General features: G+C 70.0%; 20 protein-coding genes and 1 pseudogene. 5 read left to right on the plus strand and 16 right to left on the minus strand.

The features are described from left to right. Positions 1 to 209 precede the first annotated feature (209 nt). The 4 genes and pseudogenes from ACFYX4_RS06380 to ACFYX4_RS06395 all read right to left on the minus strand — a co-directional run bounded on the left by ACFYX4_RS06380 (position 210) and on the right by ACFYX4_RS06395 (position 1,369). Entirely contained in the window at positions 210 to 359 is a 150-nt protein-coding gene (locus ACFYX4_RS06380; RefSeq protein WP_389326847.1) for a hypothetical protein, read from the minus strand. 121 nt (positions 360 to 480) lie between these two features. Further along, positions 481 to 864, minus strand: coding sequence for a replication initiator (locus tag ACFYX4_RS06385; protein ID WP_389326850.1), 384 nt, complete (start codon positions 862 to 864; stop codon positions 481 to 483). Continuing rightward, a pseudogene (locus tag ACFYX4_RS06390) lies at positions 765 to 971 on the minus strand (replication initiator); the annotation flags it as partial. The gene ACFYX4_RS06385 and the pseudogene ACFYX4_RS06390, both read right to left, overlap by 100 nt. A 203-nt stretch (positions 972 to 1,174) precedes the next feature. Continuing rightward, positions 1,175 to 1,369, minus strand: coding sequence for a hypothetical protein (locus tag ACFYX4_RS06395; protein ID WP_030783885.1), 195 nt, complete (start codon positions 1,367 to 1,369; stop codon positions 1,175 to 1,177). 178 nt (positions 1,370 to 1,547) lie between these two features. Between ACFYX4_RS06395 and ACFYX4_RS06400 the strand changes: the two genes are divergently transcribed. Then, positions 1,548 to 3,668, plus strand: coding sequence for a prolyl oligopeptidase family serine peptidase (locus ACFYX4_RS06400; RefSeq protein WP_389326853.1), 2,121 nt, complete (start codon positions 1,548 to 1,550; stop codon positions 3,666 to 3,668). A gap of 159 nt (positions 3,669 to 3,827) precedes the next feature. On the opposite strand, the gene ACFYX4_RS06405 is transcribed toward ACFYX4_RS06400, so the two are convergent. The 12 genes from ACFYX4_RS06405 to ACFYX4_RS06460 all read right to left on the minus strand — a co-directional run bounded on the left by ACFYX4_RS06405 (position 3,828) and on the right by ACFYX4_RS06460 (position 20,889). Next, entirely contained in the window at positions 3,828 to 4,847 is a 1,020-nt protein-coding gene (locus ACFYX4_RS06405; protein WP_389326856.1) for an ABC transporter ATP-binding protein, read from the minus strand. After that, positions 4,840 to 5,814: an ABC transporter ATP-binding protein gene (locus ACFYX4_RS06410; protein ID WP_389326859.1), complete on the minus strand. Its 975-nt coding sequence runs from the start codon at positions 5,812 to 5,814 to the stop codon at positions 4,840 to 4,842. The genes ACFYX4_RS06405 and ACFYX4_RS06410 overlap by 8 nt, the downstream gene beginning before the upstream one ends. 7 nt (positions 5,815 to 5,821) lie before the next feature. Then, positions 5,822 to 7,000, minus strand: a complete 1,179-nt coding sequence (locus tag ACFYX4_RS06415; RefSeq protein ID WP_389328593.1) for an ABC transporter permease — start codon at positions 6,998 to 7,000, stop codon at positions 5,822 to 5,824. 102 nt (positions 7,001 to 7,102) lie between these two features. Further along, the gene (locus tag ACFYX4_RS06420; protein WP_389326862.1) at positions 7,103 to 8,026 is read right to left on the minus strand and encodes an ABC transporter permease; all 924 of its coding nucleotides are present in this window, start codon (positions 8,024 to 8,026) and stop codon (positions 7,103 to 7,105) included. A gap of 6 nt (positions 8,027 to 8,032) precedes the next feature. Beyond that, positions 8,033 to 9,655, minus strand: coding sequence for an ABC transporter substrate-binding protein (locus ACFYX4_RS06425; RefSeq protein WP_389326865.1), 1,623 nt, complete (start codon positions 9,653 to 9,655; stop codon positions 8,033 to 8,035). A gap of 247 nt (positions 9,656 to 9,902) precedes the next feature. Beyond that, positions 9,903 to 11,024 (minus strand): ABC transporter ATP-binding protein, encoded by a 1,122-nt coding sequence (locus ACFYX4_RS06430; protein WP_389326867.1) that lies wholly within the window; start codon positions 11,022 to 11,024, stop codon positions 9,903 to 9,905. 13 nt (positions 11,025 to 11,037) lie between these two features. Further along, a complete protein-coding gene (locus ACFYX4_RS06435; protein WP_389326870.1) occupies positions 11,038 to 12,099 on the minus strand; it encodes an ABC transporter ATP-binding protein in 1,062 nt (353 codons plus the stop codon). Positions 12,100 to 12,114: 15 nt separating this feature from the next. Further along, positions 12,115 to 13,092 (minus strand): ABC transporter permease, encoded by a 978-nt coding sequence (locus tag ACFYX4_RS06440; RefSeq protein WP_389326874.1) that lies wholly within the window; start codon positions 13,090 to 13,092, stop codon positions 12,115 to 12,117. Positions 13,093 to 13,189: 97 nt separating this feature from the next. Continuing rightward, a complete protein-coding gene (locus ACFYX4_RS06445) occupies positions 13,190 to 14,992 on the minus strand; it encodes an ABC transporter substrate-binding protein (RefSeq protein WP_389326877.1) in 1,803 nt (600 codons plus the stop codon). Positions 14,993 to 15,093: 101 nt separating this feature from the next. Next, positions 15,094 to 16,140, minus strand: coding sequence for an ABC transporter permease (locus tag ACFYX4_RS06450; RefSeq protein ID WP_389326880.1), 1,047 nt, complete (start codon positions 16,138 to 16,140; stop codon positions 15,094 to 15,096). A gap of 456 nt (positions 16,141 to 16,596) precedes the next feature. Further along, positions 16,597 to 18,513 (minus strand): translational GTPase TypA, encoded by a 1,917-nt coding sequence (gene typA / locus ACFYX4_RS06455; protein WP_389326883.1) that lies wholly within the window; start codon positions 18,511 to 18,513, stop codon positions 16,597 to 16,599. Positions 18,514 to 18,684: 171 nt separating this feature from the next. Next, a complete protein-coding gene (locus ACFYX4_RS06460) occupies positions 18,685 to 20,889 on the minus strand; it encodes an ABC transporter family substrate-binding protein (RefSeq protein ID WP_389326886.1) in 2,205 nt (734 codons plus the stop codon). Positions 20,890 to 21,221: 332 nt separating this feature from the next. Between ACFYX4_RS06460 and ACFYX4_RS06465 the strand changes: the two genes are divergently transcribed. Genes ACFYX4_RS06465 through ACFYX4_RS06480 form a run of 4 tightly spaced genes read left to right on the plus strand, consistent with a single transcriptional unit; the run spans position 21,222 to position 25,095 of the window. Next, complete coding sequence (locus tag ACFYX4_RS06465) at positions 21,222 to 21,512, plus strand: hypothetical protein (RefSeq protein ID WP_389326889.1); 291 nt, start codon at positions 21,222 to 21,224, stop codon at positions 21,510 to 21,512. A 39-nt stretch (positions 21,513 to 21,551) separates the two neighbouring features. Further along, positions 21,552 to 22,370, plus strand: a complete 819-nt coding sequence (locus ACFYX4_RS06470; protein WP_389326892.1) for a hypothetical protein — start codon at positions 21,552 to 21,554, stop codon at positions 22,368 to 22,370. Positions 22,371 to 22,387: 17 nt separating this feature from the next. Next, the gene (locus tag ACFYX4_RS06475) at positions 22,388 to 24,331 is read left to right on the plus strand and encodes a fumarate reductase/succinate dehydrogenase flavoprotein subunit (RefSeq protein ID WP_389326895.1); all 1,944 of its coding nucleotides are present in this window, start codon (positions 22,388 to 22,390) and stop codon (positions 24,329 to 24,331) included. After that, positions 24,328 to 25,095 carry a succinate dehydrogenase/fumarate reductase iron-sulfur subunit gene (locus ACFYX4_RS06480; RefSeq protein WP_389326898.1) on the plus strand — a complete coding sequence of 256 codons (768 nt, stop codon included), beginning with the start codon at positions 24,328 to 24,330 and terminating at the stop codon, positions 25,093 to 25,095. The genes ACFYX4_RS06475 and ACFYX4_RS06480 overlap by 4 nt, the downstream gene beginning before the upstream one ends. The last annotated feature ends 43 nt before the right edge of the window (positions 25,096 to 25,138 follow it).

Consider the following 25,138-nt stretch of genomic DNA (forward strand, 5'->3'; position numbering starts at 1 on the left):
ACACGCACCGCAACGACGCGCACAGAAAAGCCGATCACGGCCACTGTCAACCATCAGCTGGGACCGAAGTGTCAAGCATCTCCCGGGACCGGACACCGGAGTTGGAGGGGGAACTGTTCAGAGTTTCTTTACTTGATCACGAAGGGCGTCCCGCTGGCGACGGCCCCCGCCCACCGGGCGCGCAGAGCCCGGGAGCCTAGGGTGTCGTCTCAGCAGCCCCCTTCGGCGATGAACCGGCGTTCCAGTTCTCTGCGGTGCCAGATGGCAGCGGCCAGAAGTGCGGCGCCGGGGCTGTAGCCCATGCCGAGGTAGGCCCAGTGGTCGACGAGGAGAGCCGTGTCCGGATCAGGCTCGGGCACTTCTCTACCCCGCAGCCACTCGACCACCCTCGGCGCGCTGCGAGACGCCCGCCACGCCGAGCAGGTCCGCGCCCACGCTGGGCTGGCCCCGGAAGCCGAGCATGTGCGCCCACTTCCAGAGCTACTTGGCCACGTAGGCAGCCACGGACTGATCGGTCAGCTCGGCGTCGGTGCCGAAGGCGACGATCTCGCGTAAGTCGAACTGTTCGCCCCAGGCGAGTTCGCGTTCCCCGACCGCGTCCGACTCGACCGTGGCACGGACCCGCGAGGCGGCGGCCCTGATGGCGTCGGCAAGCACGGCGACGGTGGCATACGGAGATGAGGGAGCTGGGTGCTGCCGTCTGGGCCGTCGAGCCTGATCACCGCGTGGGAGTGGGCCAGGCCCCGCTTCTGGTGCTCGGCGACCTACGCGAAGGACACGCGTAGGAACGCGCGGGCGGCCTTCTGGGTCAGGCCGAGCCGAGCAGCGACCTCCCGGCGCATGCAGATCGTGAAGCGGGCCCACAGGGCGGACGCGTGGGCGTTGAACAGGACGGCGCCGCGGGAGTCGTACGTCACCGGAGTCAGCGGAGTACCCAAGAGGGCGTCCGTGGGGTCGCGGAGCTTGCGGCAGCGGCGTTGGGCGAATTGGGCGAAACCTTCGCCGGCCCTCGAAGCCGATCGTCAGCGTCGTGTCCGTTCACGCGCCCCCGCTCCAGCCCCGTAGTCGTCCCGGATCCGCCAAGCGTAAGGACCCGGATGCGGGGAAGGCGCGGAATACGGCGGGCAGGAGCGAGCTCCGGTCGGTCAGTCACCGGAGCCCACCTCCCGGCGCGTCAGAACTTGATGCTGCCGATCATGCTCGCCACGCTCGTCGTCAGATCGTTGATCGTCCCCGCCATCGTCGAGGAGGCGAGGTAGAAGCCGAGCAGGATGCAGACAACCGCGTGACCGCCCTTCAGGCCTGACTTCTTGATCAACAAGAAGACGATGATCGCCAGCAGCACCACCGCCGAAATCGAGAGTGCCACGGCGGCTCACCTCCAAGAACCCGGGAACGTGGGGGAAAACAGAGCTAGGGAACTTGTAAATCCATACAACTGCCAGCAGGTTCATACCCACGCGACGCCAGTGATCATAACTTCGGGTGCGCGCGCATCTCTCGGCGCACAGCCGCACAAGGGGGCGCATGGCCAATATGGTCGGGGCATGACGACCGAGTCCGACTCCTTCCCCCGGCGGCACGCCCGCACCCAGCGGTTCACGCTCGGCGCGCCGCGGTCATTCACGGTGGCCCCCGACGGCTCCCGTGTCGTGTTCCTGCGCTCGGCCTCCGGCACGGACCGGGCGAACGCGCTGTGGGTGCTTGATCCGGCGGACGCCGGGGAACGCGTGGCAGCGGACCCGAGCGCCCTCCTCGGCGGGGCCTCGGAGGACCTCTCGCCGCAGGAGCGGGCGCGCCGTGAGCGCAGCCGCGAGGGTGGGGCCGGGATCGTCGGCTACGCCACCGACGACGCCGTGGAGTTGGCGTCTTTCGCCTTGTCAGGGCGGCTTTTCACGGCGGAGCTGCGGGCCGGCACGGCACGCGAACTGGCCGTCCCCGGGCCGGTGATCGACCCCCGTCCGTCGCCGGACGGACGGCTCGTGGCGTATGTCGCGGGGGGCGCTCTGCGGGTGGTCGGCGCGGAGGGCGAGGGGGACCGGGCGCTGGCCGAGCCGGAGTCGGAGTCGGTTTCCTATGGATTGGCCGAGTTCATCGCGGCCGAGGAGATGGGCCGCGCGCGGGGCTTCTGGTGGGCCCCGGAATCGGACCTGCTGCTGGTGGCGCGGGTGGACGACACGCCGGTGAAGCGGTGGTGGATCGCGGATCCGGCCCACCCGGAACGTGATCCACACCACGTGCCGTATCCGGCCGCCGGGACGGCCAACGCGGACGTAGGGCTGTTCGTGTTCGGGCTCGACGGAGTGCGCACGGAGGTCCTCTGGGACCGGGCGCGCTATCCGTATCTGGCGCGAGTGCACAGGTCAGCGGCGGGTGCGCCGCTGTTGCTCGTACAGGCGCGCGACCAGCGCAGTCAGCTGTTCCTGGCCGTGGACACCGACTCCGGGACCACGCGGATGGTGCACGCCGACGAAGATCCGATTTGGCTGGATCTTTTCTCCGGAGTGCCGTGCTGGAGCCCCTCCGGACGGCTGGTGCGGATCGCCGACGAGGGCGGCGCCCGGGTGCTCTCGGTGGGCGGCCGGCCGTTGACCGGGGCGCAGTTGCAGGTGCGGGCGGTGCTGGACGTGACCTCGGAGGACGTGCTGGTCGCGGCGTCGGCCGGGGAGGCCGCGGAGCACCCGGAGATCGGCGAGGTGCACGTCTACCGGGTCAACGAGCTGGGCGTCGAGCGCCTTTCGGGGGAACCGGGAGTGCATTCGGCGGTGCGCGCCGGGGGCGTGACCGTGCTGGTGTCGGCGGTACCGGACCGGCCGGGGAGCCGGGCGCAGGTGCTGCGGGACGGAAAGCCCTCGGCCACTGTCACGTCGTACGCCGAAGATCCCGGTCTGTCCCCGCGCGTGACGCTGACACAGGGGGGCGCACGCCGCATCCCGTGCGCCGTGCTTATGCCTACGGACTACCACGGCGACACTCCCCTCCCCGTCCTGATGGATCCCTACGGCGGGCCGCACGGCCAACGGGTGCTCGCCGCGCACAACCCGCACCTGACCTCGCAATGGTTCGCCGACCAGGGATTCGCGGTGATCGTCGCCGACGGCCGGGGCACCCCGGGCCGCTCGCCCGCCTGGGAGAAGGCGATCAAGGACGAGCTGGCCGCGGTCGTGCTCCAGGACCAGGTCGACGCCCTGCACGCCCTCGCCGAGCGCTTCCCGCTCGACCTGAGCCGGGTGGCCATCCGCGGCTGGTCCTTCGGCGGCTACCTGGCCGGGCTCGCGGCGCTGCGCCGCCCCGACGTCTTCCACGCGGCGGTCGTCGGCGCCCCGGTCACCGATCTGCGCCTGTACGACACGCACTACCAGGAGCGCTACCTCGGGCACCCCGCGCAGCAGCCGGACGTCTACCGGCGCAACTCGCTGATCGACGACGCGGGCCTGGTGGACGCCGCCGAGCCGATCCGGCCGATGATGATCGTCCACGGCCTTGCGGACGACAACGTGGTGGTCGCCCACTCACTGCGGCTGTCCTCCGCGCTGCTCGCCGCGGGCCGGCCGCACGAGGTGCTGCCGCTGTCCGGCGTGACCCACATGACCCCCCAGGAGAACGTCGCCGAGAACCTGCTGCTCCTCCAGCTGGACTTCCTCAAGCGCTCCCTGGGCCTGGCGTAGAGCACCTCCGGACACAGCAGCGGGCCGGGAGACATGGTGCTCCCGGCCCGCTTACGGCACCCGCACGGCCGTACGCTGTTCAGCCTGACGCGTCCGTATATCGGAATCGGGTCGGCCAAGTTGCCTGTGTGTTAACGCAGTTGCTGCGCAAATGAGCCGCTACGCACCCGGCCCGGCCGCGGCGAAATGGCACGCCGAGTCATGCGCCGCCGGGCCGCTCACCAGCCGGAACTCCGCCGGCACGGCGAGCTCGGGCGACTCCACCGCGCACCGCTCGCGCGCCTTCCAGCAGCGGGTGCGGAAGCGGCACCCGGAGGGGATGTCCGCAGGGGACGGGACGTCACCGGCGAGGATGATCCGCTCCCTGCGCTCGCGCGCCGCCGGGTCGGGCACGGGCGCCGCGGACAGCAGCGCCTGGGTGTAGGGGTGCGTCGGATGGTCGTAGATCTCGGTGTCGGTACCGGTCTCCACGATCCGCCCGAGGTACATCACGCCGACCCGGTCGGAAATGTGCCGCACGATCGACAGGTCGTGCGCGATGAAGACGTAGGAGAGGTCGAACTCCCGCTGGAGGCGCGCCATCAGGTTGATCACCTGTGCCTGCACGGACACGTCGAGCGCGGAGACCGGCTCGTCGGCGACGATCACCTCCGGGCGCAGCGCCAGCCCGCGCGCGATGCCGATGCGCTGGCGCTGGCCGCCGGAGAACTGGTGCGGATAGCGGTTGACGTGCTCCGGGCTGAGGCCGACGACCTCCAGCAGTTCCTGCACCTTCCTGCGCCGGTCGCCCCTCGGGGCCGCCTCCGGGTGGATCTCGTACGGCTCCCCGATGATGTCGCCGACCGTCATCCGGGGGTTGAGCGAGGTGTACGGGTCCTGGAAGACCATCTGGATGTTGCGGCGGACGGCCTTGAGGGCCTTGCCGGAGAGCCGGGTGATGTCCTCGCCCCGGTAGCGGATCCGCCCCGCCGTCGGCCGCTCCAGGTTCACCAGCGTCCGGGCGACCGTGGACTTGCCGCAGCCCGACTCGCCCACGATGCCGAGGGTCTCGCCCCGGCCGAGCGCGAAGTCGACGCCGTCGACCGCCCGCACCGAGCCGACCTGCTTGCGGAACAGGACGCCGCGGGTGAGCGGGTAGTGCTTGTGCAACCCGCTGACCTCGAGAATCGGTTCAGCCACGCAGGCACTCCCTCCAGAAGTGGCAGGCGCTGCCCCGGTCCTCGTCCACCTCGTACAGGGGCGGCTCCTCGGTCCGGCACACGGCCTGGGCCATCGGGCAGCGGGGATGGAAGGCGCAGCCCTCCGGGACCCTCATCAGGTCGGGCGGCAGGCCCTTGATGGCGTAGAGCTCGCGGCCCTTGTGGTCCAGGCGCGGGATGGAGTCGAGCAGTCCGCGGGTGTACGGGTGGGCGGGCGCCTTGTAGAGGTCGTGGACCGGGGCCGACTCGACGACACGGCCCGCGTACATCACGGCGATGCGGTCGGCGACGTCGGCGACCACGCCGAGGTCGTGGGTGATGAGGATCAGGCCCATCCGGTACTCGCGCCGCAACTCGGCCAGCAGATCCATGACTTGAGCCTGGACGGTGACGTCGAGGGCGGTGGTGGGCTCGTCGGCGATGATGAGCGCCGGCCGCAGGGCCATCGCCATCGCGATCATGATGCGCTGGCGCATCCCGCCGGAGAACTGGTGCGGATACTGCCGGACGCGTTCCTTCGCGGCGGGGATGCGCACCCGGTCCATCAGTTCGACGGCGCGGGCCCGCGCCTCCTTTTTCGACATGCCCCGGTGGACGACGAACATCTCGCCGAGCTGGTCGCCCACGCAGAGCACGGGGTTGAGGGAGGACAGCGCGTCCTGGAAGATCATCGCCATCCCCGCGCCGCGGATCCGGCGCCGCTCCTCCTCCTTGAGCGTCAGCAGGTCCCGGCCCCGGAAGTGGATCTCGCCGCCGGTGATCCGGGCGGGCGGTGTGTCGAGGATCCCCATGACCGCCTGCGCGGTGACCGACTTCCCCGACCCGGACTCGCCGAGCACGGCCAGGGTCTCCCCCGCGTCCACGCCGTAGGAGACGCCGTTGACGGCACGGGCGACTCCGTCGCGGGTGCGGAACTCCACGCGCAGATCGCGCACTTCGAGCAGCATCGGGCCGTCACCTCAGCTTCGGGTCGAGGGCGTCGCGCACCGCGTCGCCGAGCATGATGAACGCGAGGACGGTGACCGCCAGCGCGCCCGATGGCCACAGCAGGGCGTGCGGGGCGTTGCGGATGTAGGGCGAGGCGGCGGAGATGTCGATGCCCCAGGAGACGGTGGGCGGCTTCAGGCCGACGCCGAGGTAGGACAGCGTCGCCTCCAGCGCGATGTACGTGCCGAGCGCGATGGTCGCCACGACGATCACCGGGGCGACGGCGTTGGGCGCGATGTGCCGCAGCAGGACGCGGGCGTGGGACGCGCCCAGGGCGCGGGCGGCCTGCACGTAGTCGTGCTGCGCGGCGGTGATGACGGAGCCGCGGGCGATGCGGGAGATCTGCGGCCAGCCGAGCAGCACCATGAACCCGATGACCGGCCAGACGGTGTCCCCGGTGACCACGGAGAGCAGGACGAGGCCGCCGAGGACGACGGGGATGGCGAAGAAGACGTCGGTGGCCCGGGACAGGACCGAGTCCCACGCCCCGCCGAAGAACCCGGCGAGCCCGCCGAGCACGCTGCCGAGGACGGCGACGCCGAGCGTGGCCAGCACGCCGACGGTGACGGACGTGCGGGCGCCGTACACGGTGCGGGTGTACACGTTGCAGCCCTGCCCGTCGTAGCCGAACGGCGCGCCGGGCCCGGAGCCCTCCTGGGCCTTGGCGAGGTCGCACGAGAGGGGCGAGCCGGAGGCGATCGCCGAGGGCCACAGGGAGACGAAGACCAGGAAGAGAATGACCAGGCCGGAGAGGAGGAAGACGGGGTTGCGGCGCAGGTCGCGCCAGGCGTCGGACCACAGGGAGCGCGGTCTGTCCACGGAACCGGAACCGCCCCGTCCGGCGGACCCGCCCTGCCCGACGGGTTCATCCTGCCGGGCCGGCCCGCCCTGGCCGGCCGACGCGCCCGGTCCGAACGGCCCCGCAGGGCCCGGCTGCCCGTCCGCGGCCTCGCCGGCCAGCCCGCCCCGCCCCGCCGACGCGCCCGGTCCGAACGCCCCCGCAGGGCCCGACTGCCCGTCCGCGGCCTCGCCGGCCAGCCCGCCCCGCCCCGCCGGCGCGCCCGGTCCGAACGGCCCCGCGGGGCCCGGCTGCCCGTCCGCGGCGGCCTTCTCCAGGGACGCGCCCTCGCTCGCCGCCAGGTCCATGGCTCCGCCCGTGCCGGTACCGGCCATGGCGCGCTCGGGCTCGTAGGGCTGCTCAGGCATGGCGGATCCTCGGCTGCTCAGGCATGGCGGATCCTCGGGTGCTCAGACATAGCGGATCCTCGGGTCGAGTACGGCGTAGAGGAGGTCGACGAGCAGGTTGGCCAGCAGGAAGACCAGGACCAGGACGGTGACGAAGCCGACGACGGTCTGGGTGCTCTGGCGCAGGATGCCCTGGTAGAGCTGGAAGCCGACGCCGTGGATGTTGAAGATCCGCTCGGTGACGATCGCGCCGCCCATCAGCGCGCCGATGTCGGTGCCGATGAAGGTGACCACCGGGATCAGGGAGTTGCGCAGCAGATGCCGGGTGACGACCCGGCGCCGGGGCAGCCCCTTGGCGATCGCGGTGCGGACGTAGTCGGACCGTCTGTTCTCGGCGATCGAGGTGCGGGTCAACCGGGTCACGTAGGCCAGGGAAACGGAGGCCAGGACCAGGCCGGGCACGATCAGTTCGTCGAAGCGGGCCTCGGAGGAGACCGACGGCGTGATCCAGCCCCACTCGACGCCGAGGAGCAGTTGGAGGAGCAGACCGGTGACGAAGGTGGGCACGGAGACCACGACGAGGGTGACCAGCAGGACGCCGGTGTCGACGGGCCGGCCCCGGCGCAGCCCGGTGACCACGCCCAGGGTGATGCCGATGACGATCTCGAAGAGGATCGCGACGATCGTCAGCCGGACGGTGACGGGGAACGCCGTCGCCATCAGCTCGGTGACCGGCTGGCCGTTGAACGCCGTCCCGAAGTCGCCGGTGAAGACGTTGCCCATGTAGGTCAGGTATTGCTGCCAGACGGGCTTGTCGAGGCCGAACTCCTGCTTGAGCCGGGCGGCGGTGGCGGGGTCGCACTGCCGGTCGCCGCACAGGCCGGCGACGGGGTCGCCCATCACGTTGACCATCAGGAAGATCAGCAGCGTGGCCCCGACGAACACCGGGACCATCTGGAGCAGCCGCCGGACGACGTAGCGCCCCATGGCGGGTCAGCTGACCTTGATCTCGTCGTAGACCGGGACGGAGAACGGGTTGAGCCGGACGTCGGAGAGGCGCTGCGAGTAGCCGGCGCTGCCGTTCTGATACCAGAGCGGGATGGCGGCCATGTTGTCGCGGACGACCGCCTCGGCCTGCTGGAAGGTCTGGACGGCCTGGGCGGGGTCGGTCTCGGCGTTGGCCCGGTCGACGAGGTCGTCGAACTCCTTGTTCGACCACTTGCCGTCATTGGAGGAGGCACCCGTGTAGTAGAGCGGCTGGAGGAAGTTCTGGATGAGGGGGTAGTCCATCTGCCAGCCCGCCCGGAAGGGGCCGTTCAGCTTCTTCTCGGTGATCTGGCCGCGGTAGTCGGCGAAGGTGCCGACCGGGTTGCCGACGCAGGCCTTCTCGTTGCCGAGGGCGTTGTTGATGGAGTTGCAGACCGCGTCGACCCACTGGCGGTGGGAGCCGGTGTCCGCGTTGTACGTGATCCTGACCTGGCCGCCGGGCAGGCCGCCGCCCTCCTGGACGAGCTTCTTCGCGGCGGCGGGGTCGTAGTCGCAGGCGTCCCCGCACAGGCCCGCCTTGTAGCCGCCGTCCGCGCCGAGGACCGGGGAGGTCCAGTCGGTGGCGGGGGTGCGGGTGTTCCGGAAGATCGTCCGGGTGATCTGCTCGCGGTCGATCGCCCGGGACAGGCCGGTGCGGACCTTCGCGGAACCGGGCGTGTCCCAGTCTTTGTCGTAGTAGGGGAAGGCGAGGGTCTGGAGGATGCCGGCGGGGGTGTTGAGGTAGCGGTCGCCGAGGTCGGTCCGCACGTTCTTGAGCTGGGCGGCGGGCACGTCGTCGACGAGGTCGAGGTTGCCGGCCATCAGGTCGGTGTAGGCGGTGTTGTTGTCGGTGTAGACCTTCAGGTCCACGCCGCCGTTCTGCGCCGCGTCGTCGCCGGGGTACTCCTCCCACTTGCGCAGGCTCATCTGGGAGCCCTTGGCGTAGGACTCGATCCGGTAGGGCCCGTTGCCGACGGGCTGGGCCAGCCAGCCGGCGTGGTCGGTGAAGAAGGACTGCGGCAGGGGGGCGTAGGCCGGGTAGCCGAGGGTGTCGGGGAACGTGGAGAACTTCTGGCTGAGCGCGACCGTGAAGGTCCGCTCGTTCACGACCCGCAGGCCCGAGAGGGTGTCGGCGCTCTGCTCGCCCTTGTCGGGGTGCACCTTGTCGTAGCCCTCGATGTAGCCGAAGAAGTACGCGTTCTTCTGGTTGTTCCGCAGGGCGGCGCCGTAGTTCCAGGCGTCGACGAAGGACCTGGCGGTGACCTGCTCGCCGTTGCTGAAGGTCCAGCCGTCCTTGACGGTGATCGTGAAGTTCCGCGAGTCGGAGGTCTCGATCTTCTCGGCGAGCATGTCCTGGGCCTCGCCGGTCTTCGGGTCGTACTTCTTCAGACCGCGGAAGATCATGTCGAGGACCTTGCCGCCCTGCACCTCGTTGGTGTTCGCCGGTTCCAGCGGGTTCTGCGGGTCTCCCCAGGAGGAGCTGAGCACCGCGCCCCCGGCGCCGCTGCCGCCGCCGCCTCCGCAGCCCGCCGCCACGAGCGCCGCCGCCACCACGCAGGCGATCCGTCTGGCGTGCTTGGCTCCCCGCATGGATGCCTCCTCCGCGTCGCGCATGCCTGCGCGGTGCCTCCGGCGCCGGGACGCTGATCCCGGCACTGATCCCTTGGTGAGCCAATATCATCACAAAAGGGACTTGAAGCACTTACGCCACCCGGAGCGGGAAGCGGCGAGCGGGAACGCCGCAGGGGGCGGAAGCCGGCGGACGCGGGAACGCCGCAGGGGCGGAAGCGCACGGCTCCCGCCCCTGCGGCGCGACGATCGACGGAGGTCCCGGAGGTCACTCCTTCGCGGCGGCCTCCGCCTCCAGCGCCTTCAGCGCCGGGTCGAGGACGACGTCCTCGTCACGGGCCTCGGTGGTCGGCTCCTCCGGGAAGTGGCAGGCCGTCAGATGGCCCTCACGGTTGCCGGAGATCTGGACCAGCGGCGGCTGCTCGGTCGCGCACTTGTCCTGCGCCTTCCAGCAGCGGGTGCGGAACCGGCAGCCGGACGGCGGGTGGATCGGCGAGGGGACGTCACCGGCGAGACGGATCCGCTCCCGGCTCTCCTGCCCCTCCAGCTCCACCTCCGGCACCGCCGACAGCAGCGCGTGCGTGTACGGGTGGCGGGGGCGGTTGTAGATGGAGTCGCGGTCGCCGACCTCGACCACCTTGCCCAGGTACATGACCGCCACGCGCTGCGAGAAGTGCCGGACGACGGCCAGGTCGTGGGCGATGAAGAGGAAGGCGATGCCCAGCTCTTCCTGGACCTTCTTGAGCAGGTTGACGACCTGCGCCTGGATGGAGACGTCCAGCGCGGAGACCGGCTCGTCCGCCACGATCAGCTTCGGGTTCAGGGCGAGCGCGCGGGCCACGCCGATGCGCTGGCGCTGACCGCCGGAGAACTCGTGCGGGAAGCGGTTGTAGTGCTCGGGGTTGAGGCCGACCAGCTCCAGCAGCTCCCGGACCTTCTTCTCCCGGCCGCCCTCGGGCTCGATCCCGTTGACCTCCATCGGCGACTTGATGATCGTGCCGACGGTCTGGCGCGGGTTCAGCGAGGAGTACGGGTCCTGGAAGATCATCTGGATCTCGGACCGCACCGGCGCCAGCTGCTTGCGCGAGGCGTTGGTGATGTCCTTGCCGGCGTACACGATCTTGCCGCCGGTCGGATCCAGCAGACGGGTGATGAGCCGTCCGGTGGTCGACTTGCCGCAGCCGGACTCGCCGACCAGACCGACGCTCTCGCCGACGCCGACCGTCAGGTCGACGCCGTCGACGGCCTGGACCGCGCCGACTTTGCGTTTGATCGGGAAGCCGCCGTAGATCGGAAAGTGCTTCGTGAGGCCCTGGACCGTCAGCAGCGGCTCGGCCGCGGTGGCGCCGGCGGAGTCCTGCGGCGTGGGGAGGGTGAGGTTGTCGCTCATGTCTCGGTTCTCCCTAGCGCAGCCGGGGCTGGATCTTGTCGATGAAGATGTCCTGCTTCTGCTCGGACGTCAGATGGCAGGCGGAGGCCCGGCCGGCGGCCAGCGGCGGGCGGCTGTCGCTGCACAGGGTGCCCGCCACCTCGTCCTTGTAGGCGCACCGCGGGTGGAAGGGGCAGCCCGTGGGCGGGTTGAGCAGCGAGGGCGGCGAGCCGGGGATCGGCACGAGCGCGTCGTCGACCGGGCTGTCGAGCCGGGGCATCGAGCTGAGCAGGCCCCAGGTGTAGGGGTGGCGCGGCGCGCTCATGACCTCGCGCACGGTGCCGCGCTCGACGGCCCGGCCCGCGTACATCACCAGCAGGTCGTCGGCCATGTTGGAGATGACGCCGAGGTCGTGGGTGATGAAGATGATCGCGGAGCCGAACTCCTGCTGGAGGTCCTTGAGCAGGTCCAGGATCTGGGCCTGCACGGTGACGTCCAGCGCGGTGGTCGGCTCGTCGGCGATCAGCAGCTGGGGGTCGCACATCAGCGCCATGGCGATCATCGCGCGCTGGCGCATACCGCCGGAGAACTGGTGCGGGTAGTCGTCGAAGCGCGCCTTGGGCTGCGGGATGCCGACCTTCTCCAGCATCTGGATCGCCCGGTCCTTCGCCTCCTTCTTGGAGGCGCCCATGTGCTTGATGTACGGCTCGGACAGCTGCCGGCCCACCGTGTAGTACGGGGACAGCGCGGTCAGCGGGTCCTGGAAGATCATCGCCATCTTGTTGCCGCGGAGCCGCTCGAGCTCCTTCTCCGAGGCGGTGACGAGTTCCTGGCCGTCGAGGACGATCTCGCCGTCGACGGTGGTGGTGCGGGGGTTGTGCAGGCCGAGGACCGTCAGGTTGGTGACGGACTTGCCGGAGCCGGACTCGCCGACGATGCCCAGGGTCTTGCCGCGCTCGACGTCGAAGGACAGGCCGTCGACCGCCTTGACGATGCCGTCCTCGGTGGAGAACCGCACCTTCAGATCACGCACCGACAGGAAGCTCTCCGGGCCGGTCGGGGCCGGGGCGTCCTCGGTCTTGGTCAGTGTGGTCACGGTGGTTCGTTCTTCCTAGGAGAGCCGGACGCGCGGGTCGATGTAGGCGTACGCGATGTCGGTGAGGATGTTGAAGATCAGGATGAAGAAGGCACCGAACAGCATGACGCCCATGGTCAACGGCAGGTCCTTGGTCTGCGCGCCGTCGACGGCGAGGCGGCCGATCCCCTGGAGGGAGAAGGTGATCTCGGTGACCACGGCGCCGCCGAGCATGCCGCTGATGTCCATACCGAGGACGGTGACGATCGGGATGAGCGAACCGCGCCAGGCGTAGCGGAAGAACACGTACTTGCGGGGCATGCCCTTGGCGCGGGCGGTGCGCACGTGCTCCTCGGAGAGCTGCTCGATCATCGACGAGCGGGCCATACGGGTGTACTGCGCGGTGAAGATGGTGGCCATCACCAGCGTGGGCAGCAGCATGCCCAGGAACCAGCCGAGGGGGTCCTCGGTGATCGGGACGTACTGGGGGTTCTCCATCCAGCCCGTGCTGTAGACGAAGATGATCAGGACGATCGGGCCGAGGAAGTAGATCTGGAACGAGCTGAGCACCATCGAGCCGCCGGTGGCGATCTTGTCGATCGCCGAGCCGCGCTTGTACGCGGCGAGCATGCCCGCGCCGACGCCGACGACGAGGAAGACGACCGCGCCACCCGCCGTGAGGGTCAGGGTGGTCGGGAAGCGGTCCAGGATCGTGTCCCAGACCGGGTCGCCGGAGTAGAACGACATGCCGAGGCAAGGGGCGTTGCAGTGGCCGGTCGGGAAGTCACGGCCCACGACGATGCCGGACATGAAGTCCCAGAACTGCGTGTGCAGCGGCAGGTTCAGGCCGAGAGCCGCGCGGATGTCCTCGAGTCGCTGCGGAGAGCAGTCCTTGCCACAGGCCAGGGACGCGTAGTCGGAGGGCGCGGCGACGAACAGGAAGAACGTGGCGGCGCCGATGAGGAACAGGGTGACGACGGCACCGACCGTGCGCCGGAGGATGAACTGAAACATGGCGGGGGGCTGCTCTCTGCGGAGACGGTGGAAGGTTTCACGGAGGTGCGGGGGCGTGCTCCGCCTGGTGCACGCCCCCGCGATCAGCCGTAGAGAGTTACGACTTCAGGAACAGACGGTTGATGTCCAGCAGGCTGGACACCGAGCCGTAGCGCGTTCCACCGACGTTGGAACCGGAGAGCTGGAACTGCTTCGTGTACCACAGCGGAGCGGCCGGCAGGACGGTCTCCAGCAGGTAGTGCTGGGCCTCCTTCCAGGTCTTCGCGGCCTCGGTCGGCTCCTGGGTCAGGGCCTTCTGGATGAGCTCCTTGACCTTCGGGTCCTTGACGTGCGAGTAGTTCGGCGAACCGTCGGAGACCTGCGCCGGGTCGTAGACCGGCGTGATCACGGTGCCGGCCGACGGCCAGTCCTGGCCCCAACCCGTGATGTAGATGTCGTACGGGTTGTTGACCTTGCCGATCTGCTCGTAGTAGCTCGCCGAGTCGACCTCCTTGGAGACGACCTCGAAGCCCGCCTTGGTCAGGGCGTCCTCGATGGCGACCTTGCGCTTCTGGCCGGCCGAGCTGTTGGAGTAGGCGAAGACGAGCTTCTTCTCGGCGGCCGGGACGTCCTTCAGGAGCTCCTTGGCCTTGGCCACGTTGCCCTGAGGGGTCTTCAGACGGCCGTACGGGTCGTACTTGGCCTCGTAGCCCGGCAGGGTCGGGGCGAAGTAGTTCGGGGCCACGTCGCCGCCGTAGACACCGCCCTCACCGGCGATGAGGGACTTGGAGTTCACCGCGTAGGTGGCGGCCTCGCGGACCGTCTTGTTCTTCACCCGGTCCAGGTTGAAGGTCAGCTGCATGACGTAGGGCTGGTAGCCCTTCACCGTGCGGGAGTTGACCGACGGCGTGCCGATGACCTTCTGGATCTGGGTGGCCTCGACCGCGCCGGTGAGCTGGATGGCGTTCTTGTCCGCGCCCTGGTCGGCGATCAGACGCTGGGTCTGGGTGGCCTCGGTGACGCCGAAGGTGAAGTTAAAGCCGTCCGGGTACTGGTGGCGCACGGAGTCGGTCTTCGGGTCCCAGTTGGTGTTCTTGGTGAGCACCAGGGACTTGCCGGCCTTGTACGAAGCGATCTTGTACGGGCCGGTGGCGACCGGGGCCTTGTCGTACTTCTCCTTCGTGTCCGTCTTCGCCGGGACGATGCCGTAGCCGGCCATGGCCAGCGTCTGCGGCAGGTCCGGGCGGGCGGTGTCGAAGTGGAAGACGACCGTCTTCGCGTCCGGGGTGTCCAGCACGGTGGCCGGCAGGTGCTTGCCGTCGAAGCCGCCGCCCGGCAGGAGCTTGCGGTAGTCCGGGTTCGCCTTGCCCGCGAGCCAGGTCTGGAGGTAGGGCGGGCCGTCGAAGATGAACTTCGCGAACTGGCGCTCGACCGTGTGGCGGACGTCGGCGGAGGTGATGGCCGCGCCGTTGGAGTCCTTGATGCCGTCCTTCAGCGTGAAGGTCCAGGTCTTGCCGCCGTCGGAGGACTTGCCCGAGTCGGTGGCGAGGTCGCCCACGACCGAGACGTTGCCCTTGTCGTCCTCCTGGAACTGCGTCAGGCGGCGGAAGAGCAGGTTGGCGACCTGACCGGCGTCCGAGACGTAGATCTGGCTCGGGTCGAGGTGGGAGAGACCCGCCTCCTGGTAGACCTGGATCGTGCCGCCGCTCTTGGCGCCGGCGATCTCCTTGGCGGGACCGGTGGAGCCGGCCGCGTCGACGTACGTCACCGGCTTCGACTGGCTCGCGGCTTCCGCCTGGTCCTTCTTGGAGTCGCCGCTGGACTTGCTGCCCTTGTTCTCGGAGCAGCCCGTGAGCGCCAGCGAGCCGGCCGCGATGGCGACCACGACGGCACGCGCTCTGCGTGAGGTGAACGGCTTCATGATGGCGAAAACACCTACCTGTCGGTTGTTATCCATGAGTACTGCCTGACGCGGCTGGTAGGCCGACGCGGGGGCGGCAGTCACCCCCCACCAATGGACGATTACCGCCCGGACTTGGGGTCGAAGGCGTCCCGTACCGAGTCTCCGAGGAGGTTGAAGCACAGGACGAAGATCACCAGCGCCACGCCCGGGAAGAAGATGAAGGCGGGGTCCTGCTGCGCGTAGCTGGAGCCGGCCGCGAACAGACGGCCCCAGTCCGGGGTCGGCTCCACGAAGCCGACGCCCGCGAAGGACAGGAAGGCGATGGTGAGGATAGTGCTGGGCAGTTGGTACGTGAACTGCACCAGGATCGGCGTCACCACGTTGGGCAGGATCTCCTTGCGGACGATCCGGCCGGGCGAGGCCCCGGAGACCTTGGCGGCCTCCACGAACTCGCGCTCCCGCAGGGACAGCACGGTGGAGCGGACCAGTCGGCTCATGCTCATCCAGCCCAGCAGCCAGAGCACGATCAGCATCGCCAGCGCCCGGAAGTAGGTGGGCGTCTCCTCCCGCGGGTCCACGAAGAACGAGGTCACCACGGGCATGAAGGCGATGAAGAACAGCTGCTGCGGGAAGGAGAGGAAGAAGTCCGTGACCCGGCCGATCCAGTAGTCGGTACGACCGCCGAAGTAACCGCCGATCAGGCCGATGACGATGCCCGTCACCATCAGCAGGGTGGTCACCCCGAGCGCCATGAACAGCGAGGTGCGCATGCCGTAGACCAGCATGGCGAACACGTCACGGCCGAACTGCGGCTCCACACCGAACCAGTGGTCTCCCGAGATGCCTCCGAACCAGCCCAGCGGCAGCCCGAACTCGTCCAGGACGGGCTTGTCCGCGTAGGTCGGGTCCTGGCCGTACAGCGTGTACGGGTCGGTCCCGCTCAGCTTGACCAGCAGCGGCGCCGACAGCGCGACGACGAAGTAGAAAATCACTACCGACGCGCAGATGACACCGGTACGGTCACGCTTGAAGCGCTGCCACATCAACTGGCCGGGAGAACGGCCCTCGAGCTGCTTCTCGTCCTTGGCGGGAACGGGGTTCGGCTCGAGCTCGGGTTCCAAGGCGATCGACGGCCCGGTGCCCTCGGCCTTGGCTGGACTGGTCATGTTTGTTCTTCCCCCGGGGGGTTGAGAGTTGAGCGCAGCACAGATACCGGCAGGTTCTGTGGTTTGGGGGAACTTTCGCCAAAGTGTTCAACGCGCGTCAAGGGCGGAAGACATAGGGATCTCCCTACCGCCCATATTTTGAGGAAAAATTGCAAAGACTGACACCTGCGCGCGCTTGACAGGCGAGATGAACAACCGTCAAAACGGACATTAGCGACCACATTTCTGTTTACATGTCCGAAACGCGATCGCTGATTCACCGGTATGCGAACTCCGCGGACCGGGTGGAGCCGGCCTCCCGGGGCCGCCCCGGAGGCATGCCGGAGGCCCGGCCCGCCGGAGAGCGGCGGGCCGGGCCCGGTGAGACACCGTCAGAAAGGCCCCGGGAGGGCCCTGTGAAGGACCCGTGAGGGCCCTGACGCGCCGCCGGGGGCGCGGGTGTGCCGGGGGCGCGGGTCAGCCGTGCTTGGCGCGGCTCGCGGCGCGGGCCCGCTCACGGGCGTCCAGGTTCACCTTGCGGATGCGGACCGCCTCCGGGGTCACCTCGACGCACTCGTCGTCGCGGCAGAACTCCAGGGACTGCTCCAGGGACAGCTTGCGCGGCGGCACGATCGACTCCGCCACGTCGGCCGTCGAGGACCGCATGTTGGTGAGCTTCTTCTCCTTGGTGATGTTGACGTCCATGTCGTCGGCGCGGGAGTTCTCGCCGACGATCATGCCCTCGTACACCTCGGTGCCGGGCTCGGTGAACAGCACGCCGCGCTCCTGGAGGTTCGTCATCGCGAAGGCGGTGACGGCGCCGGCGCGGTCGGCGACCAGCGAGCCGTTGTTGCGGGTCTGGAGCGTGCCGAACCAGGGCTCGTGGCCCTCGTGGATCGAGTGCCCGATGCCCGTGCCGCGGGTCTGGGTGAGGAACTCGGTCCGGAAGCCGATGAGGCCGCGGGACGGGACGACGAACTCCATGCGGACCCAGCCGGAGCCGTGGTTCGACATGTTGTCCATCCGGCCCTTGCGGACGCCCATCAGCTGCGTGACCGCGCCCATGTGCTCCTCGGGCACATCGATCGTCATGCGCTCGACCGGCTCGTAGACCTTGCCGTCGACGTCCTTGGTGACGACCTGCGGCTTGCCGATGGTCAGCTCGAAGCCCTCGCGGCGCATCTGCTCGACCAGGATGGCCAGCGCCAGCTCGCCACGGCCCTGGACCTCCCAGGCATCCGGGCGCTCGGTCTCCAGGACGCGGAGGCTGACGTTGCCGATCAGCTCGCGGTCCAGGCGGTCCTTCACCTGGCGGGCGGTGACCTTGCGGTCCTTGACGGCCGCCTTGGCGTCGGCGCCCTTGCCGGTGCCGCCGCGGCCGACCAGCGGGGAGGTGTTGGTGCCGATGACCATGGAGATCGCGGGCTCGTCCACCGTGATCAGGGGCAGCGGGACCGGGTTCTCCGGGTCCGCCAGCGTCTCGCCGATCATGATCTCCGGGATGCCGGCCACGGCGCAGATGTCACCGGGGCCCGCCTTCTCGGCCGGCTTGCGGGTGAGCGCCTCGGTCATCATCAGCTCGGAGATGCGCACGTTGGCGACGGAGCCGTCGCGCTTCATCCAGGCGACGGTCTGCCCCTTCTTCAGCTCGCCCTGGTGGACGCGGAGCAGCGCGATACGGCCGAGGAAGTTGTCGGCGTCCAGGTTGGTGACGTGCGCCTGGAGCGGGGCCTCCTCGTCGTAGGTGGGGGCCGGGATGTGCTGGAGGATCGTGGAGAAGAACGGCTCCAGGCTGGTGGAGTCCTCCGGCACGGTGCCGTCGGCCGGCTTGGTCAGCGAGGCGATGCCGTCACGGCCGCAGGCGTAGACGATCGGGAACTCGATCTGCTCCTCGTCGGCGTCCAGGTCGAGGAAGAGGTCGTAGGTCTCGTTGACGACCTCGTCGATCCGGGCGTCCGGACGGTCCGTCTTGTTGATGCAGAGGATGATCGGCAGCCGGGCCTGGAGCGCCTTGCGCAGCACGAAGCGGGTCTGCGGCAGCGGGCCCTCGGAGGCGTCCACGAGCAGCACCACGCCGTCGACCATCGACAGACCGCGCTCGACCTCGCCGCCGAAGTCGGCGTGGCCGGGGGTGTCGATGATGTTGATGGTGATGACGTCCCCCCCGTCCTTGGGGTGGTACTTCACCGCCGTGTTCTTGGCGAGGATCGTGATGCCCTTCTCACGCTCCAGGTCGTTCGAGTCCATCATGCGGTCGTCGACGCCCTCGAGCTGGTGGGCGGCGAAGGCACCGGCCTGCTTCAGCATGCCGTCGACGATGGTCGTCTTGCCGTGGTCGACGTGGGCGACGATGGCTACGTTGCGGATGTCGTGACGTGTTGTGGACACGGCCATAAAGCGGCGTTCTCCCGGAGTGTGAGGAAGGCCGGCACGTACGTCTGTGTTACGCGGGCCCTGCCGGGCTTGACATGCCACGGCCTCACCCCATGGTACGGGGCCCGGCGGGGAGCATCCTCCACAGGGCCGCGCAGGCCACCTCGCCGAGGCGGCACGCGGCCCGGCCGCTCACTTGGCCGGAGGGCTCGCCGGGAGCTTCGCTCCCTTCTTCAGGAAGCCCATGTCCTCGTAGACGGGGGTCTGGAAGCCGAAGGCCCCGGCGTTGACGACGTTCTTCCGCGCGGCCGTGAGCTGGGGGCGCTGGTAGAGGGGAATCGATCCGGCGGCGGCCCAGATCCGGGAGTCGGCCTTGCGGATCAGTGACCGCCGCTCCTCCTCGTCCAGCGTCGCGATCGCCTGCTCGAACAGCTGGTCGACCTGATCGGTGCCGACCCGGGTGTAGTTCTGTTCGACGCTCAGCGATCCGTCCGCCGCCGGGACCGGCTTGGCGTAGATCGGCCGGGCGTCGGTGGCCGGGTACGCCGAGGCGGGCCAGGAGTAGAGGGCGAGGTCGTACTGGCCGGAGGCGATGTGGTCCTTGAAGTAGCTCTCGTCGGCGACCTTGGTGAGTTCCGTGCTGATGCCGACCTTCTCCAGCATCGTCACGATCCGCCCCGCGACCGTGTGCAGCGGCGCCGAGCCGGGACCGGACGGGAGCACGAACCGCAGGGTGAGCGCCTTGCCGTCCTTGGCCAGCACGCCGTGCGCGGAGCCGGCCGGGGCGGCCGTGCCCCGGGGGGCGTAAGCGCCGGGCGCGCCCTGCTTGTCGACGTACTGCTTGCTGTCCTGGGCGAGGTGGCGTCCGGCCTCCTCGCCGGTCGCCGTGTCGTGCCGTCGCCCCTGGTCCTGTCCGTGGCCGGCCTTGTCGTCCTCGCCGACGATGTACGTGCCGTCGTCGCCGCCCGCGGACTGCTTCCCGGCCGACTCCGCACCGGCCTTGCCGCCCTCGGAACCGGCCGCCTTCTCGGTTTTCTTCTCCTCCTTCACCGGGCCGCCGGGCACCCAGCCGGCGTCCGCGAGCAGCGCCCGCGCCTCCTTGGCGTCCTGCCCGCCGAGCGCTCCGCTGTTGTCGGCGTACGCCTCCTGCCCGGACAGGGCGAGATGGCTGCCGACGGGCACGGCGGGCAGGCCCAGCGGGCCCAGCACCGCCTTCGCCAGGTCGGAGCGGTCCAGCGCCCGGGCCACCGCGCGGCGCACCCGCTCGTCGGCGAGCGGGCCGTCGGCGCCGTTCAGCGCGAGCTGGGTGTAGGCGGGCTCCAGCGACTTGCGCACCTCGTAGTCGCGCAGCGTGTCGCGCTGCTGTTCCCAGGCCTCGATCGCCCTGGTCAGCGTGCGGCGGGCGTGGATCTCCCGGCGCGCCGCGCTCTCGTCGGAGCCGTGGGCGATCGCCCAGGAGCGCAGCGCCCGCGCGGCGGTGCGCCCGGAGCCGGGCCCGGACAACGGTCCGGCGGTGCCCCGGGCGGCCTCCTCGATCCGGCGGACGGCGACGGGGTCGATCTCGGCCAGGTCGACCGCCCCGGCGGCGAGCGCGGTGGCCCGCTTGTCGCGCGGCACGGCCGTCAGCACGATCTCGGAGAGTTTGGCGGGCTCGCCCCACCAGCGCGGGTTGCGGGCGAGCCGGATCCGGTCCCCCGCACGGTCGACCTGCCGCACGGCGAACGGCCCGGCGGTGACCTTCAGCCTGCCGCGCGCCCCGTCGTTGAAGGCGTCGGGCGTGCCCATGACGTCCTTCGGGTAGAGCGGGGTGAACAGCGACCGCCAGTCGGCGTAGGCGCGGCCGAAGGTGACCCGGACCTCCAGGTCGTTCTTGCCGCGCTCGACCTTCTCGATGCGGTCGTAGCCGGCGTTGCGGGCGGTCCAATACGCGCTGTCCTTGCCGGACAGGGCGCGCCACTGGGCGGCGAAGTCGGCGGCGCCGATCTCCCGGCCGTCGCTCCAGACGGCCTGCTGGTCGAGCCTGTACAGGACGACCTGCTTGGGCTCGGTCGCGACGACCTCGGCGGACTCCAGGTAGTCGGTGTTCAGCCGGGGCCGGCCGTTGGCGTCGAGCCGGTACATCGACGGCAGGACGGCCTGGGCGACCCGGGTGGTCGTGACGTCGGCGTCCGCCTGGAAGGCGTTGAAGGTCTCGGGCACGGCGTCCACGGCCCAGCGCAGCGTGCCGCCGTCGGTGACCTTGGAGCGGGCGGCCGGGGCGATGTCCTGCGCGGCCAGCGGCTTGCCCGCCGGGTCCCCGGATCCGCAGGCGGTCAGCGTGGTGACCGCGAGCACGCCCGCGGTGAGGAAGGCGACCGAGCGCATGACCGCGCGCGGGCCGACGCCGTCGTGGGACATCTCTGGTACCTCCGGGAGCCGCTGCCGCCCGTGACACGCGTGCGATATGTTCACATTTGGCGGTATTTTGGAGTTGATCAGATCTACGGCCCACTGAAGAGGAAAGGGTTCGCCCGTCGGGGGCGACACGGCGGCGCGGGCGCGCAAGCCCACCCGTGCGGAGCAAAGCGCGCTCCCGGCGCACACAGAGCGCGCACGCGTGTGCACGGGAGGCGCACTATCCGCCAATCGCTGCACACGCCTTCACATCCACAGGTGTGACGCGCAACACTCGCAGGCGCATGAGCGTCGCCGCCCAGGGCCGTGCCGGCCCGCGGAAGTGAGGTCACGTCATGTCCGTGCACGACGATCTGACATCGGTACAGCGCTGCCTCGACGACCTGTCCCGTTCGGTGGGGCGTCTGGAGCAGCAGCTCGGCAGCGGAGGGCTGGAGATGCGCCGTGTCCGCGCCGACGCCGACCATCTGCGCGAGAGCGTCGCCCTGCTGCGCGAGGCGGCCGCGAGCCCCGCCGCGGCGGCCAAGCCCCAGCTCGTCACCATCTCCGACGCCCCCTACGACGACAGCCTGTGGGTGGACACCGACGACGAGGGCTTCGGCGCCCGACGACGGCACGCTCCCTGATCCGACCAGCCGGCCGATCCCCGAAAGGTGCGTCCCACGTTGGCCACAGGTACGGAACCCCATCCCCCGAGCGGCGTGCGCGCCCCCGCGCGCGCCGCGATCAGCGCACCCCATCTGCGCACCGACCGCTGGTGGCTGGCCCCCGCGGCCACCGCCGCCGGCCTGCTGGCCTTCATCGTGTACTCCACCTGGCGGGCCTTCGCCGACGCGGACTACTACGCGGCGCCCTACGTCTCGCCGTTCTACTCCCCGTGCCTCGCCGAACGCTGCGAGCCCATGCGCGGCGGCCCCAACTGGGAGATCTTCGGCGGCTGGTGGGGGATCTCCCCCGCGATCATCATCCTGATCTTCCCGCTCGGCTTCCGGCTGACCTGCTACTACTACCGCAAGGCCTACTACCGGGGCTTCTGGGCGTCCCCGCCGGCCTGCGCGGTCGCCGAACCGCACCGCACGTACACCGGTGAGACCCGCTTCCCGCTGATCCTCCAGAACGTCCACCGGTACTTCTTCTACGCGGCGATCCCCGTCGCCGGGATCCTCACCTACGACACCGTGCTCGCCTTCCGCGACGAGCACTACGCATGGGGCCACATGGGCCTCGGCACCCTCGTCTTCCTGATCAACATCGTGCTGATCTGGGCGTACACCCTCTCCTGCCACTCCTGCCGGCACATCGTCGGCGGCAAGCTCAGACACTTCTCCAAGCATCCCGTGCGCTACCGGATGTGGCAGTGGGCGGGGAAGCTCAACGCCCGCCACATGCAGCTCGCCTGGGCCTCGCTGGTCAGTGTGGCGCTCGCCGACTTCTACGTGTACCTGGTCGCCTCGGGCGCCTTCGACGATCCGCGCTTCTTCTAGATGGGTGGGGCCTTCTGATGTCCGTGGTCGACCGGCAGGAGTGGGACGTCGTCGTGGTCGGAGCCGGCGGCGCCGGTCTGCGGGCCGCCATCGAGGCGCGCGAGAAGGGCGCGCGTACGGCCGTGATCTGCAAGTCGCTGTTCGGCAAGGCGCACACCGTGATGGCCGAGGGCGGCATCGCGGCGGCCATGGCCAACGCCAACGAGCACGACGACTGGCAGGTCCACTTCCGCGACACCATGCGCGGCGGCAAGTTCCTCAACCAGTGGCGGATGGCGGAGCTGCACGCGCAGGAGGCGCCGCAGCGGGTGTGGGAGCTGGAGACCTGGGGCGCCCTGTTCGACCGCACCGCGGACGGCCGGATCTCCCAGCGCAACTTCGGCGGCCACGAGTACCCGCGCCTGGCGCACGTCGGCGACCGCACCGGCCTGGAGCTGATCCGCACCCTCCAGCAGCGGATCGTCGCCCTCCAGCAGGAGGACCACCGCGAGACCGGCGACCACGAGTCGCGGCTGAAGGTCTTCCAGGAGTGCACGGTCACCCGGATCCTCCAGGACGACGACGGCGGCGCGGTTCCCGGCCGGGTCTCGGGCGTCTTCGCCTACGAACGGGAGAGCGGCCGTTTCCTCGTCCTCGAAGCGCCCGCCGTGGTGGTCGCGACCGGCGGCATCGGCAAGTCCTTCAAGGTGACGTCGAACTCCTGGGAGTACACCGGGGACGGACACGCCCTCGCCCTGCTCGCGGGCGCGCCCCTGCTGAACATGGAGTTCGTGCAGTTCCATCCGACGGGCATGGTCTGGCCGCCGTCGGTGAAGGGCATCCTCGTCACCGAGTCGGTGCGCGGCGACGGCGGGGTGCTCAGGAACTCCGAGGGCAAGCGGTTCATGTTCGACTACATCCCGGACGTCTTCAAGGAGAAGTACGCCGAGTCCGAGGACGAGGGCGACCGCTGGTACGAGGACCCCGACAACAACCGGCGTCCCCCCGAGCTGCTCCCCCGCGACGAGGTCGCCCGCGCCATCAACGCCGAGGTGAAGGCCGGCCGGGGCTCCCCGCACGGCGGCGTCTTCCTCGACGTGTCGACGCGGATGCCCGCCGAGGTCGTCAAACGCCGGCTGCCGTCGATGTACCACCAGTTCAAGGAGCTGGCCGACGTCGACATCACGGCGGAGGCGATGGAGGTCGGGCCGACCTGCCACTACGTGATGGGCGGCATCGCCGTCGACTCCGACACGGCCGCCGCGCGCGGGGTGCCGGGGCTGTTCGCGGCCGGCGAGGTGGCCGGCGGCATGCACGGCTCCAACAGGCTCGGCGGCAACTCCCTCTCCGACCTGCTGGTGTTCGGCCGCCGGGCGGGACTGCACGCCGCCGAGTACGCGGCGGGGCTCGCCGCCCGGCCCCCGGTCGACGACGCCCAGGTCGACCTGGCCGCCGCGGAGGCGCTGCGCCCCTTCTCCGCCGAGGAGCCCTCGGGGGCGCCGGCGGAGAACCCGTACACCCTGCACCAGGAACTCCAGCAGACCATGAACGACCTGGTCGGCATCATCCGCCGGCAGGGCGAGATGGAGCAGGCCCTGGAGAAGCTGGCGGAGCTGCGGGTACGGGCCCGGCGGGCCGGCGTCGAGGGGCACCGCCAGTTCAACCCGGGCTGGCACCTCGCCCTGGACCTGCGGAACATGCTGCTGGTGAGCGAGTGCGTGGCGCGGGCCGCTCTGGAACGCACCGAGTCGCGCGGCGGCCACACCCGGGAGGACCACCCGGCGATGGAACGCGAATGGCGCAACGTGAACCTGCTGTGCCGGCTGGCCGAGCCGCCCGCCGGGCCTGCGGTCACCGACCCGGCGCGCGGGCAGATCGCCCTCTCCCGCGAGACCACCGACCCCATCCGCCCCGACCTGCTCGCCCTCTTCGAGAAGGAGGAGCTGGTCAAGTACCTCGCCGAAGAGGAGCTCTACCGATGAGCGGCTACCAGGCCCACTTCAAGGTGTGGCGCGGCGACGCGGAGGGCGGCGGTCTGCGGGACTTCGAGGTCGAGGTCAACGAGGGCGAGGTGGTCCTCGACATCGTCCACCGCCTCCAGGCCACCCAGGCCCCCGACCTCGCCGTCCGCTGGAACTGCAAGGCCGGCAAGTGCGGTTCGTGTTCGGCGGAGGTCAACGGGCGGCCCCGGCTGATGTGCATGACCCGGATGTCGGTCTTCGAGCGCGACGAGACCATCACCGTCACCCCGCTGCGCGCCTTCCCGGTCGTGCGCGACCTGGTCACGGACGTCGGCTTCAACTACCGCAAGGCCAGGGAGATCCCGTCCTTCGTGCCGCCGGAGGGGGTGGCGCCGGGCGAGTACCGCATGTTCCAGGAGGACGTGGACCGGCCGCAGGAGTTCCGCAAGTGCATCGAGTGCTTCCTGTGCCAGGACACCTGCCATGTGGTCCGCGACCACGAGGAGAACAAACCGGCCTTCGCCGGCCCCCGTTTCCTCATGCGCATCGCGGAACTCGACATGCACCCCCTGGACGCGGCGGAGGAGACCGGCCTGGACCGCAAGTCGACGGCCCAGGACGCCCACGGCCTCGGCTACTGCAACATCACCAAGTGCTGCACGGAGGTCTGCCCCGAAGGAATCAAGATCACCGACAACGCCCTGATCCCCCTGAAGGAACGCGCGGTGGACCGCAAGTACGACCCGCTGGTGTGGCTGGGAGACAAGATCCGCCGGCGGAGCTGACGCCGGGGGGCTTGGCGGCGGGGGCTTGACGGCGGGGATCCGG

Source organism: Streptomyces sp. NPDC002328 (assembly GCF_042890065.1).
Lineage (GTDB): Bacteria > Actinomycetota > Actinomycetes > Streptomycetales > Streptomycetaceae > Streptomyces.

Bases quoted from the DNA above. Each gene is read 5' to 3' on its own strand.
- ACFYX4_RS06425 (WP_389326865.1), bottom strand. From the start codon at position 9,655: ATGCGGGGAGCCAAGCACGCCAGACGGATCGCCTGCGTGGTGGCGGCG.
- ACFYX4_RS06450 (WP_389326880.1), bottom strand. From the start codon at position 16,140: ATGACCAGTCCAGCCAAGGCCGAGGGCACCGGGCCGTCGATCGCCTTG.
- ACFYX4_RS06465 (WP_389326889.1), top strand. From the start codon at position 21,222: ATGTCCGTGCACGACGATCTGACATCGGTACAGCGCTGCCTCGACGAC.
- ACFYX4_RS06475 (WP_389326895.1), top strand. From the start codon at position 22,388: ATGTCCGTGGTCGACCGGCAGGAGTGGGACGTCGTCGTGGTCGGAGCC.
- ACFYX4_RS06400 (WP_389326853.1), top strand. From the start codon at position 1,548: ATGACGACCGAGTCCGACTCCTTCCCCCGGCGGCACGCCCGCACCCAG.
- ACFYX4_RS06420 (WP_389326862.1), bottom strand. From the start codon at position 8,026: ATGGGGCGCTACGTCGTCCGGCGGCTGCTCCAGATGGTCCCGGTGTTC.
- ACFYX4_RS06415 (WP_389328593.1), bottom strand. From the start codon at position 7,000: ATGGACCTGGCGGCGAGCGAGGGCGCGTCCCTGGAGAAGGCCGCCGCG.
- ACFYX4_RS06445 (WP_389326877.1), bottom strand. From the start codon at position 14,992: ATGAAGCCGTTCACCTCACGCAGAGCGCGTGCCGTCGTGGTCGCCATC.
- typA (WP_389326883.1), bottom strand. From the start codon at position 18,513: ATGGCCGTGTCCACAACACGTCACGACATCCGCAACGTAGCCATCGTC.
- ACFYX4_RS06460 (WP_389326886.1), bottom strand. From the start codon at position 20,889: ATGTCCCACGACGGCGTCGGCCCGCGCGCGGTCATGCGCTCGGTCGCC.
- ACFYX4_RS06430 (WP_389326867.1), bottom strand. From the start codon at position 11,024: ATGAGCGACAACCTCACCCTCCCCACGCCGCAGGACTCCGCCGGCGCC.
- ACFYX4_RS06480 (WP_389326898.1), top strand. From the start codon at position 24,328: ATGAGCGGCTACCAGGCCCACTTCAAGGTGTGGCGCGGCGACGCGGAG.
- ACFYX4_RS06410 (WP_389326859.1), bottom strand. From the start codon at position 5,814: ATGCTGCTCGAAGTGCGCGATCTGCGCGTGGAGTTCCGCACCCGCGAC.
- ACFYX4_RS06440 (WP_389326874.1), bottom strand. From the start codon at position 13,092: ATGTTTCAGTTCATCCTCCGGCGCACGGTCGGTGCCGTCGTCACCCTG.